The 11,981-nt window shown below is 41.3% G+C and carries 11 protein-coding genes, 1 other RNA gene and 1 pseudogene; 3 read left to right on the top strand and 10 right to left on the bottom strand.

Annotation, left to right across the window (positions count from 1 at the left end; all coding sequences use genetic code 11):
* From GBI16_RS09285 to ssrA, 5 genes and pseudogenes are all read right to left on the bottom strand, one after another.
* Positions 1-739: PD-(D/E)XK nuclease family protein (locus GBI16_RS09285; RefSeq protein WP_151706951.1), on the bottom strand; the 739-nt coding region annotated here is incomplete at its 3' end.
* A gap of 96 nt (positions 740-835) precedes the next feature.
* Positions 836-1,216 carry a DUF4431 domain-containing protein gene (locus GBI16_RS09280; protein WP_151706950.1) on the bottom strand — a complete coding sequence of 127 codons (381 nt, stop codon included), beginning with the start codon at positions 1,214-1,216 and terminating at the stop codon, positions 836-838.
* 57 nt (positions 1,217-1,273) lie between these two features.
* Positions 1,274-2,101, bottom strand: coding sequence for an HNH endonuclease (locus GBI16_RS09275; RefSeq protein ID WP_151706949.1), 828 nt, complete (start codon positions 2,099-2,101; stop codon positions 1,274-1,276).
* A gap of 149 nt (positions 2,102-2,250) precedes the next feature.
* A pseudogene (locus GBI16_RS18935) lies at positions 2,251-2,367 on the bottom strand (Arm DNA-binding domain-containing protein); the annotation flags it as partial.
* Positions 2,368-2,550: 183 nt separating this feature from the next.
* Positions 2,551-2,909: a transfer-messenger RNA gene (gene ssrA, locus GBI16_RS09265) on the bottom strand.
* 130 nt (positions 2,910-3,039) lie between these two features.
* On the opposite strand from ssrA, the gene glpK reads away from it, so the two are divergent.
* On the top strand, positions 3,040-4,524 hold the full coding sequence (gene glpK, locus GBI16_RS09260) for a glycerol kinase GlpK (RefSeq protein ID WP_119064987.1): 1,485 nt from the start codon (positions 3,040-3,042) through the stop codon (positions 4,522-4,524).
* Between the two features lie 99 nt (positions 4,525-4,623).
* On the opposite strand, the gene GBI16_RS09255 is transcribed toward glpK, so the two are convergent.
* The 3 genes from GBI16_RS09255 to GBI16_RS09245 form a co-directional block, all read right to left on the bottom strand.
* The gene (locus GBI16_RS09255) at positions 4,624-6,153 is read right to left on the bottom strand and encodes a DHA2 family efflux MFS transporter permease subunit (protein WP_110974859.1); all 1,530 of its coding nucleotides are present in this window, start codon (positions 6,151-6,153) and stop codon (positions 4,624-4,626) included.
* Positions 6,154-6,159: 6 nt separating this feature from the next.
* Positions 6,160-7,311 carry an efflux RND transporter periplasmic adaptor subunit gene (locus tag GBI16_RS09250; RefSeq protein WP_110974858.1) on the bottom strand — a complete coding sequence of 384 codons (1,152 nt, stop codon included), beginning with the start codon at positions 7,309-7,311 and terminating at the stop codon, positions 6,160-6,162.
* A gap of 248 nt (positions 7,312-7,559) precedes the next feature.
* Positions 7,560-8,057, bottom strand: a complete 498-nt coding sequence (locus GBI16_RS09245) for a thioesterase family protein (protein ID WP_086208187.1) — start codon at positions 8,055-8,057, stop codon at positions 7,560-7,562.
* A gap of 108 nt (positions 8,058-8,165) precedes the next feature.
* On the opposite strand from GBI16_RS09245, the gene hemB reads away from it, so the two are divergent.
* Positions 8,166-9,179 carry a porphobilinogen synthase gene (hemB, locus tag GBI16_RS09240; RefSeq protein ID WP_086208188.1) on the top strand — a complete coding sequence of 338 codons (1,014 nt, stop codon included), beginning with the start codon at positions 8,166-8,168 and terminating at the stop codon, positions 9,177-9,179.
* 29 nt (positions 9,180-9,208) lie between these two features.
* On the top strand, positions 9,209-10,318 hold the full coding sequence (thiO, locus tag GBI16_RS09235) for a glycine oxidase ThiO (protein ID WP_086208189.1): 1,110 nt from the start codon (positions 9,209-9,211) through the stop codon (positions 10,316-10,318).
* 17 nt (positions 10,319-10,335) lie between these two features.
* Here the strand turns inward: thiO and GBI16_RS09230 are convergent, their stop codons facing one another.
* Both GBI16_RS09230 and GBI16_RS09225 read right to left on the bottom strand, forming a co-directional pair.
* Positions 10,336-11,247, bottom strand: a complete 912-nt coding sequence (locus tag GBI16_RS09230) for a TIGR01777 family oxidoreductase (RefSeq protein WP_086208190.1) — start codon at positions 11,245-11,247, stop codon at positions 10,336-10,338.
* Between the two features lie 59 nt (positions 11,248-11,306).
* Complete coding sequence (locus GBI16_RS09225; protein ID WP_086208191.1) at positions 11,307-11,753, bottom strand: ABZJ_00895 family protein; 447 nt, start codon at positions 11,751-11,753, stop codon at positions 11,307-11,309.
* Positions 11,754-11,981: the final 228 nt, after the last annotated feature.

Here is an 11,981-nt window from a genome sequence, read left to right as displayed (position 1 = left end):
TAATCTCTTTATACTCATTTTCTCTTAACTGCACCAACTCCTGTATTTTCTGCATATTATCAACAACAAATTTTAAACTTTCCATATTTGTTTCCAATAAATCATTAAAACTATCTAAATGTAATAAAAAGTCTCTTGCGAAGATTCCCCACTTATTTAAAGGATTCTGAACAATTTGAACACCAAGAGCTTGTTTTGTTTCAGCAGTAAGTTCTGAGTAAGAAGTACCAACCCAACAATCCTGTGAACACTCACCTAATGGACTCAGAATAACTGTTACTAACTGCTTTTGATCTTGCGAATCAGGCTGTGCTTTATTAATCATAGCAAGAGTTTTATTTCCCCAACTCACATAATCTTTAAATGGATTATTTTGTATATGATGAACTTTCACTTCAACAATGACTAAAGCCGTATCCGTCTCAAACCAAAGATCTATTCGGTTACCTTTATCAGTGCTTTGCTGTGTTACTACTCTTAAAATTTCACCAAATTCAAATTCCGAATATTTTTCATGATATTTAATTGCTTCAACAAAGCCATTATAAAAACTCGATCCCAACCCATGTTTTTCATTTGGATCTAGAAAAAAAGCTAATAGTTCTGTAATCGGATTCTCATGATGATTTTTTAAAGCAGTATCGAAAATCGTCATTTCTCGCTCAGGCATTTTATATTTCTGTGCCTTCAACAAGAGATTTTCATATTTATTTATTAACTGATCATCTAAGTCCTGCATATTCCCCCCTTCAAATGAACTAATTAAATTTGCCAATATAGTTAAAAAACTAAAGTATATTTATGCAAATATTACGCGTAACTAAGCATTTTCATATTACTGAAGGCTTTTTTTATATTGAACAGAATCCACAACACAGAGTACTTTCGTTGAGTGATGTGCGGTATGTGACCTAAACAACTCACTACATTTAATCTGTACTGATTTACCCTCATTCTTAAAAAGGGATAAATATCGAGGGTCACTATCAACCAACTGAATAAGTTTAGTTTTTACTAAACCTTCTGTACCATCAACATTAATTTGCTGATCTAAGGTCAAAGCAATTTGATTACCCCCAAACACTTCTTGATTTGGATGTAAGCTTTTAATTCTAAGTAATTTTCCAGTTATGATTGCAGGTTCATCATAATAAAAAGTTTGTGCTTGGCTAAACATTGGCACAAAAATGAGCAATGCCATTAAAAGCTTATTCATTTACTACTTCTCTATAGTTTTAAAGTGATTAATTTAGAAGTTGGACAACAATTGAATTTACTTTGAACTTTTAGATACTTCATATAACAGTTTCAATCGTTCAACAGTCATCGGTATACCATTTTCCTGTCGATGCAGCATTGCATGGCAATTTGGGCAGACTGGCATTAAATCAGTTTCAGGATTGACCTCGTAACTTTCGGAAATTTGATGTAATGGCGTGATGTGATGCACATGAATAAAATCTTTGGCGAAAGTGCCATAAGTTTCTGCAAAACTCATCTTACAAATTTCACAGCGTGTTCCATGAATTTCTAAACATTTAGCACGAGCTTCAGGATTACGTTCATAGCGATTAACTTGAACAGTTTGCTTTGCACCTTCAGGAAAGCTTTTATTTTCAGTATCAGCTTCATCTGGGTAATTTGTAACAATAAGCTCGTTATTAAACTCATTCACAATATGCGCTAAGAAGATGCGAATAGGGTCATTAGAGTCTTTATCTCGATCTGTACGGCGACCTTGAATTGGAGCATCACGGATTAATTTGTTCTCGACAAAGTAATCAAAAGATAAAGTAGCTTTATCGACTTTTTTCAATTTTTCAAAAACAGCATAGCCCTTAATGCTATTCAGCTGGGTTCTATCTTTCCAAAATGCTTTTTGTGCAAGAGGATATTCTGATGGATCAGCATGCCCAATCACTTTGAATTGATACAAAACTTTAGATATTGGTTGAGTCACATAGACATAAACAATATCGTTAATTTGTAGGCCTTTACCTTCAGTTGTTGCTGAGTTTTTCCAATAAATTTTAGGTAAAGCATCAAAGGCTTTTTCTAAATCAAATTCATCGTAATTAACAGTAACTAACCAATTCGCCATAACAATTCCCCTTACACAAACATCTGCTGCAACAAACCTTTTTCAAATGTTTTAGTTATGCAAATACTTTAACTAAATAGCTTTAATACTGAGCTTCACACTTAACTGCTTTCGCAGGTGTAATATTTTTTGCTGAAACCAGTTGGGTTAGACCAATATTTTTTCCCATTCGGATCGACTCGTAACGACAGGCCATTAATATCAGAAAGACGGTACTGTTTTTCCTGCGGCAGTGCTTTTTTACACATCACATCAGTAAGCGACATATCTTTGTCCCACATAATTAAACTTATTTAGTGGGTCAAATTGTCCCAATATTGACCCACACAAAGCAAAAATAGGGTCAAATCGCTTAGGACAGCACCGGACAACACAGCCAATAAAAAAGCCCTTAAACATTGAGTTTAAAGGCTTTTTTAGATTCCAATGGATTACTTCGGAAAGAATTTTGGTGGAGGTGGCGGGAGTTGAACCCGCGTCCGCCAGCACTACGCTCGAGAATACTACATGCTTAGATATCGTCTACTGTTTTAACTCTTTGTGACCCGACGAACAGGGTACAAATCGCGATCCTCTTAATTTAGTACAAAACCCCGAGGCTTGGTTTTATACGGACTTGTGTGCGTGCGCTTCAGTCGGACTCTCTAACCACAAGTATTCGGAGAGGCGGACAAGCTGCCCTTAGGCAGCTAGAGCGTATGATTCGTCGTTTGCGACTAAAAAATGCAAATTTGATTTACGAGAGAAAATGCGCTCTCGACATGCATCTATGAGTTTCATCACCAGCGTCGAAGCCAGAAACACCCCCAAAGTAGCGCCAATCATAGCATAGTTGCCAGAAAATACGATCTATTTTCTAAATAAACACACATATTGATGCGCTTAATTACATAATTGCGTTAATATTTTGGTTTTCAAGTCCAACAATAAAATAATTTATGAGCTACTTACTTGCACTCGACCAAGGAACCACTTCGAGTCGTGCCATTATTTTCAATGAACAAGGTCAAGTTCAGGCAACGGCACAACGCGAAACACGCATACACACCCCTCAATCTGGCTGGGTTGAACAAGATGCCCAAGAGATTTGGAGCTCACAAATTGCCGTTGTACAGCAAGCACTCGCCTCGGCTCGCATCCTTGCCAAAGACATTCAAGCCATTGGTCTCACCAACCAAAGAGAAACGACTGTCGTATGGGATAAACGCACAGGGCAACCACTTGCACCTGCCATTATTTGGCAAGATCGTCGTGCTTTTGAATGGTGCAACCAACTCCTTCAGCAAAACATGAGCCACAAAATTCAATCCAAAACAGGGCTTCGAATTGATCCTTATTTTAGTGCTGGAAAATTGGTATGGTTACTTGAACATGTCAACGGTCTCCGTAAATTGGCGACAGAAGGTCATGTAGCTTTTGGTACCATTGACAGTTGGCTCATTTGGAATCTGACTCAAGGCGCAAATCACGTCATCGAAGTTAGTAATGCATCTCGTACCATGCTGATGAATTTGAGTACCCAGCAGTGGGATGAAGAGCTATTAGAACTCTTTAATATTCCATCTACACTACTTCCTCAAATTATCAATTCAGATACCTATGTGGCCGATACTGCAACAGGACTACTTGGAGCCAATATTCCAATTACAGGGATTTTAGGTGACCAACAGTCTGCGCTGTTTGGCCAGTCTTGCTTTGAAAGTGGTACAGCTAAAAATACTTATGGCACGGGTTGTTTTATGTTGTTCAATACGGGGGACACTGTTCAGTACAGTAAAAATAAACTGCTTTCTACACTTGGCTGGAAAACGCAAAATCAAACCACTTATGCCTTAGAGGGTAGCGTATTTATGGCAGGAGCAATTGTGCAATGGCTACGAGATAATTTAGGCATTATTCAAAAAAGTGGCGATGTCGAAAAGCTGGCTTGTACAGTTAAGGATACCGATGGCGTTATCCTTGTCCCTGCTTTTACTGGACTTGGTGCGCCACATTGGGACAGTGAAGCTCGTGCATTACTATGTGGAATGTCACGTGGAACCAACAAAGCCCATATTGCACGTGCAGCTTTAGAATCTATTGCCTTCCAAGTCTCAGATGTACTGACCGCCATGCAAGCCGATATTCAGCAACCACTCAAAGAATTACGTGTCGATGGCGGTGCGAGTCAAAATGATATGCTTATGCAGTTTCAGGCAGACATTTTAAATGTGCCTGTTTTACGCCCTAAAATGCAAGAATCTACAGCATGGGGAGCTGCTGCCATGGCAGGTTTAAGGTCTGGTATCTTTTCTAACTTAGATGAAATTGCACAGTCTTGGCAACTTGAGCGTGCATTTGAACCCCAAATGAGCTCAGATCAACGTGATTTTCACTTACAGCAATGGCAGTCTGCATTAGAACGTGCAAAGTCTGAAATTTAATTCCTAATTCTATCGAATAAAATCTAGGGTTGAAAAAGAACATGCCAGTCAGTTCCTTAACTGACTGGCATGTTCTTTTTTAGGTGATTTTTTATGGTCTCAGTGTGCATGCCCTCCACCACCGACACCCAATTTAGGTTTAGGGCAAAGCCAAATAATGGCAGCAGCGAAAAGAAATACTAATGCTAAGATCAGAAAAATATAGTTTGCGGATAAGGTTAATGCTTCTTTATCGACTAGACTGGAAATATAAGCTAAAGCACTCTCCGAACTCATCCCCTGCTGTATTAACAGGGATTGGGTCTGGTCTGTATGTAAACTACCTACCATTTCACTACGTGCAACTTTAGTATGGTCATCCCAAATGGTAACAGCAACCGATGCCCCAATTGCCCCTGCCATAGTTCTTAAAAAGTTCATTAAACCTGCGGCAGATGCCATTTCATGTGGCAACACAGACGATAATGCCATATTCGACAGAGGAATAAAGAAGAAAGGCACAGCAAAACCTTGCAAGATTTGTGGTAATGCCAATGCGAAAAAGTCTGCATCTGTGGTCCAGAATGAACGCATCAGCGTCACCCCACCCAAAATACTCAAACCAAAACTCGCCAGTGCGCGTTGGTCATATTTGGTTGCTAGCTTTGCCACAACTGGCGACATGGTTAAACTACCAAACCCCATAGTTGCAGTTAAATAACCTGCCCAAGTTGCGGTATAACCCAAATTGATCTGTAGCCACTGTGGAATCAGCACAATACTGCCGAAAAAAGCACCAAAACCAAAGGCCAATGCTAAAACAGAAATAGTAAAACTACGGTATCTAAAGATTTGGATATTCACCACTGGATGTCGTTCGGTCAGCTCCCAAATGGTAAAGATCACCAGACCAATCACAGCGGTTAAAGCCAATACCACAATCACAGGGCTATTGAACCAGTCACGTTCATGCCCCAGATCGAGCATGAGTTGTAATGCCCCAATCCAAAGCACCAATAGCAATAAGCCCCCCATATCAATTTTCAGTTTTGCTGTTGCTGTTTCTGCTGGTTTTAATAAACGCATTGCTGCAAATGCACAGAAAATACCGACTGGAATATTGATAAAGAAAATCCAATGCCATGACATGTTGTCACTGATAGTTCCGCCTAAAATTGGACCCAGAATTGGACCAACCACTGTCGTCATTGCCCACATACCCATCGCTTGAGATTGTTTCTCAGGAGGGAAAATTCGCATCAGCAACATCTGACTAAGTGGCATGATCGGACCACCAAATAGACCTTGACCGATTCGGCAAAAAACCAACATTTCTAAACTGGTTGATAAACCACACAGTACTGAAAATACCGTGAAGCCTATTAGGCTTAAAATGAAAATTTTGACCCCACCGAAACGACCTGCAAGCCATCCCGTTAAAGGAACGCATATTGCCTCAGCCACAGCATAGGAGGTGATCACCCATGTCCCTTGCGAACTCGATACAGCAAGGCTTCCCGTAATATGAGGCACAGAGACATTGGCAATCGTCATATCTAGCACGACCATAAAGTTGGCCAAAGCAAGAACAAAGGCTGCCAGCATGAGGCGACCACCTTTTAAGTCGCCATAGGGAACGTAGCTATTCATAAGCAACTACTTCGATTTCAAGTCGATTTGAGCTTCCATAGATAAGCCAACACGTAAAGGATGCTCAGTCAGTTCTTTGGGGTCAAGTTGGATACGTACTGGCAAGCGCTGTACGACCTTGATCCAGTTTCCTGTCGCATTTTGAGCAGGAATCAATGCAAAGGCAGAGCCCGTACCGCCTGAAAAGCCCAAGACTGTGCCATGAAATTCAACCGAATCCCCATATAAGTCTGAGGTTAGAATAGCCTTTTGACCTGGACGTACATTTTCAAGCTGACTTTCTTTAAAATTCGCATCGACATATAACTGTGAAATAGGAACCAACATCATGAGCACTGAACCCGGTGCCACACGTTGTCCAACTTGGATTTTCCGGCTTGTCACCACACCATCAAAAGGCGCTTTTATTTCTGTACGTTCTAGGTCTAACAAAGCTTGTTTTAATTTTGCTTGTGCCACTAAAACATCAGGCATCGAGTTTTCATTGCTACCCTGAATTAAGGCTTCATTGGCAGCCAAATTGCTTTGCGCCGCTTTTTGGCTCGACTTTGCTTGAGCTAAACCAGCCTGTGCCAAGTTATAGCCGGCTTGTGCATTATTGAATGTGGCTTGTGCAGTACTCAACTCTTCTTTGGAAATTGCCCCTGTTGCACTCAACTGCTGGCGACGATTCAAGTCATCCTGTGCTTTATTTAGCTCAGCTTGGGCTTTAGCCACTTGCGCTTCAGCACTGTGAATGGCGTCATCACTTACAAAGACTTGCGAGTTTAAAGAGCTACTGTTGGCGGCACTTTGTTTATATTGGCGCTGTGCTTTAAGTAATTCAGCTTGAGCTTGGGCTACAGCAATTTCAGCATCACGATGATCCACTAAAACCAGCACATCACCTTTTTTCACATTCTGAGTATCACTGACCAAGACTTTTTCAACTTGACCTGTCACCATAGAGGTAATGGATGCCGTTTCTGCACCCACATAAGCATTGTCTGTAGAGACTGAATGTTGAAAAAACAGTTTCCAAACCAAGTATAAAACGGCAGCAATAATCAGAATTAGAGCAACAAAAGTTAAACTTTTCTTCCGTTTTGCTTTCAGTGTTTGATCACTAATTTGATTGGCTGTATCAGTATCTGGCAGTGTATTTGAGGCATCTGTCATTGATTTTTCCTAAATCTAACAGACTTGGTCAGCCGGCATCATCCCTTCTAAAGGGACATCAGACAAAAAACTTGTCTGCATTGGTGTCGATGAGAAAGTCACTATAAAATTTGATGCATTTTACGATTAGATAATCATATTTTGAGAATATAATTTGTAACTGCACAGTCTTTTTTAGTTTTTAGCACCCAACTTCCTGCTGAGTGCTATAAATTTCACTTAATTATTAATCATTTAGTCATATAGACCTAATATGCATACGAAGCAATAGCTGTTGCAATCGCTCGATCTTCATCATTCACCATAGTCATACGCATCGTACAACCTTTACGCCCCAATCTCAGGGTTTCAGCACGTGCAATAAAATATTTTCCACGTCCCGGCGCAAGATAATCAACCCGCATATCTACTGTCGCTAAACGTGATACTTTTTTGATGGTATCTGCAATCGTGTCAGGTTCGGCTTTTTTATACAGCTCCCCCATCGCCACAATACCACCAACACTATCCAAAATCGTTGCAGCCACGCCACCATGTAAAATTTGGAACGCGACATTACCAATTAAGTAATCCTGCATATCTATATAGGCTTCAATCTGTCCATTGACTACACGCATGCTCATACTGTTGTGCTTAAAAAATGGCGATGCATTAAAAGCCTTGACCAATTGCTCAAAAACCACATCAATATCCACTTTCGCTCCTAAGTGTATGCTGCCCGTCCAGCTTTTTTCACCACTATTCATAACACCCTGCTTTAGCATGCAAACAATAAAAACCTATCCAAATCTGCCCAAAACCACCAGATAGGTCTACAATACTGACCTAGTTTAATACTGATTATCGAGATTTTTATGACCTATACGTTCAATCGTCCCGCGTTTCCCGCTACTCGCATGCGTCGTATTCGTAAAAATGAACATCTGCGCTCTATGGTCCGTGAGACTCATTTAACGCCAGATCATCTCATCTATCCAGTATTTGTCCTGCCAGGACAGAAGCAAACCCAAGATATTCCCAGTATGCCAAATATTCAGCGCTTATCTGCTGACTTACTTGTCAAAAAGGCGGAGCGTTTACTTGAACTTGGTGTATCGAAACTCGCACTATTTCCAGTAACTCCTCAAGAAGATAAAAGCCTCAGTGCCGAAGCAGCATGGTGTGAAGATGGTTTGGTTCAAAACACGCTACGTCTGCTCAAAAAAGAATTGCCTGAAATGGTGCTGATTACCGATGGTGCACTTGATCCATATACCACGCATGGTCAAGATGGCATTATTGATGAAACAGGTTATGTACTCAATGACGAAACCGTTGCGGCACTGATTAAACAAGGCTTAAGCCACGCGGAAGCGGGTGCTGATATTTTCGCACCCAGTGACATGATGGATGGTCGTATCGGTGCCATCCGTCAAGCCTTTGAAGCCAATGGCCATATCTACACCTCGATCATGGCCTATTCAGCAAAATATGCATCAAGCTTCTATGGTCCTTTCCGCGATGCAGTCGGTTCATCGAGCAACCTTAAAGGTGGCAATAAATACAACTATCAAATGGATGTCGGCAACCGCGCAGAAGCCCTACATGAAATCGCCCTTGATATTCAAGAGGGCGCGGATATGGTAATTGTCAAACCGGGTATGCCGTATTTGGACATTGTTCGTGAAGTCAAAGACACTTTTGGCGTCCCGACTTTCGTTTACCAAGTCAGTGGTGAATATGCCATGCTTGCCGCAGCCATTCAAAATGGTTGGTTATCGGACAGCGTGATTATTGAATCACTGATGAGTTGCCGCCGCGCAGGTGCCGATGGCATCTGGACCTATTTTGCAGAAGAAGCGGCACTCAAACTGAAAGACATGAAGTAAAAGAAATACACCAGAAGGATTGAGTTGCAATGCATATTGCCATTATTGGTGCAGGTATCAGTGGATTACTGACAGCGCTTGAGCTGATTGAACACGGTTGTTCAGTGGAGATTTTTGACCAACAACAAGCAGGACAAGCGGCCTCATGGGCAGGTGGAGGTATTCTCTCTCCGATGTACCCGTGGCGCTATCCACAAAGTGTCAATGACCTCGCCAAATATGGCAAAAGCATGTATCAAGCATGGAATGAAAAAATTAGCCCCGTTTCAGGGATAGATTTTGAAATCCATGAAACAGGTATGCTAATTTTTGACGAAGCTGATTTTGATATTGGTCTAAATTATAAAGAACAACATCAGGAACCGATGCAGCAGTGTGAACTTTTACAACGCACGCAACTGGAACAGATCAATCCACGTATTTCAACGCGCTTTCAACAAGCCATCCATTTTCCACAGTTAGCTAACGTCCGCAATCCCCGACTGCTCAAGTCGATTGTGGAATATCTCAAACAATTATCACAAGTCACTTTCCATGAGCAAGCATGGGTACATAGGTTTGACATAGTCAATCAGCAAGTTCAAGGGGTAAAAACTGCTGATGGTCAAAGTTATCATGCAGATCATGTGGTGATTGCAACAGGCGCATGGTCACAGCACTGGTCCGAACAACTCCAATGCAGCATTCCAGTGAACCCTGTACAAGGGCAAATGTTGCTGTTTAAAACCCCTGAAAACTGGCTCCCAACAATGTGTATGAATCAGGTCATGTATCTGATTCCACGTTTAGACGGTCATATCGTTTGTGGCTCAAGCATGGCGGATGTCGGTTTTGACCAACGCCCCTCCCTACAAACCCAACAAAATATTTATAAAGCCTGCTTGGACATGGTGCCAGAACTGGCTGATTTCCCAATTGTGAAGCATTGGGCAGGTCTACGCCCAAGTTCACCAACAGGCGTCCCTTATATCGGAGCATTTCCTGAAATTTCCAATCTTTGGGCAAACTTCGGCCACTATCGAAATGGTCTGTGTATGGGACCCGCATCTGCACGGCTACTGCGTGAGTTAATGTTAGAGCACCCATTAACTGTTGATGCGACTGCCTATACTCCAGAACGTTTAGCACATTTTGCGTGATGATGACTTCACCACAATCACGCTTTGGGCTGAATGAGATGAAGCAATGCTTCTTTTAAAGTCGGATACTTAAACTCAAAGCCTTGATTGCTCAGCGCTTGCGGACGGACAAACTGACCATTTAACACCAGTTGAGACTGCTCGCCTAAGAGCAATTTCAACACAAAAGCAGGCAAAGAAAGTAAAGGTTTACGTTTTAGAATTTGAGCTGCGGTTTGTGCAAACGCCGACTGGGTGACTTTTTCTGGACTGACGACATTAAAGACCTGCTCAGTCGTTTCATGTAGCATCAAAAACTCGATCGCTCGCAACACGTCTTGAATATGCACCCACACCACAGGTTGTCGTCCTGAACCAATTCGAGCACACAGATTCATTTTAATCGGAAACAACATTTGCGGCAGAATGCCCGCCCCGCGTCCAAAGACCACCCCCAAGCGGATGATTTTGGTATTTTGCGTTGTGTTTTGCCGAGCAGATTGCTCCCACTTTTGACATAACTCCGACATAAAAATCGACTGCGGTGGAGACTGTTCTGTACAACGTTCTGTCCATTGTTCAGTCGGGTCAATACCATAATAGCCCACCGCTGAGCCTGAAATAATGCATTTCGGTTGGATATTTCTTTTGGCTAGATACTGATAGAGTGTTGTCGTCATTTCAACACGACTGGCAATCAGCTTTTGTTTGCGGGCATCTGTCCAACGCCCTTGAGCAATACTTTCCCCCGCCAGATTTACCACATAATCAATTCGATCATGTTTCAATTCATCCAACGTTTGAATCCAGATTAAATGTGGATGTATTTTTGAAAGATTCTTCTGCCGACTTAAACCAATGACTTCATAATCTTTTTCTAATAAATAATTAAGCAAGTTTGAACCAATAAAACCACTCGCTCCTGTCACCAATACACGTTCTTTTTGCATAGCGTGATCTCAAATGATACTTTTCATCAGACTATAGCATTTAGAAGAAAGCTTTACGATTAAGCGACAATTTTTGCCGCCATACGTTCTGCTTGTTTGCCATAGAACCAATAGGTCAGCAAACAAAGTGGAATGGCAACCAGTAAAAACATAATTACGATAATCGCGACAAACTGTGGCTGTTGTAGATAAAGCATAAAGTTTTGTCCCACTTCAGCATCAGCTTGGGCAAAAATGAATAAACCAAGCAAGAGAAACGCCAAGTTATAGCCCCAAAATATCAGACTAAAACCCAAAGTAAATTTTTTACGTTCAGCTTGGGTCGGTGCACGGCGCTGTTGTTTAATAAATTTTTGGAGCACCCAAATCATAGCCACCAAATACGGTACAGCTGTTAATACACCGCCCAAACCTGTAGGTAGCAGTGCTGCTAACACACCGCATACGCAGCTAAAAATAAAACACAAGAAAAAAAACCAAAGAAAATATCGTGTTAGTGATACCATAGCGCTGCTTACAACCTAGCTAAAAACTCATTATAAAAAAAATTCAATTTTTTTTCATTTTCATGTCAACCAATTGAAGTTGAGTTGCGTTAAATAGGGTACAAGGTCGCAGCAACCGTCAAAATATTGTACCGGCATCCACAATACGTACGGTGACCTTTCCTAGAGCAATAAGATTGGCTCCAAATTTAAATGTTGTTAGCAGCCAACATTTAAACGTGAAGCAGT

It is taken from the genome of Acinetobacter sp. TUM15064, assembly GCF_008980265.1.
GTDB lineage: Bacteria > Pseudomonadota > Gammaproteobacteria > Pseudomonadales > Moraxellaceae > Acinetobacter.
The sequence above is the reverse complement of the archived record's forward strand: the minus strand, read 5'-3'. Positions and strand labels throughout refer to the sequence as shown.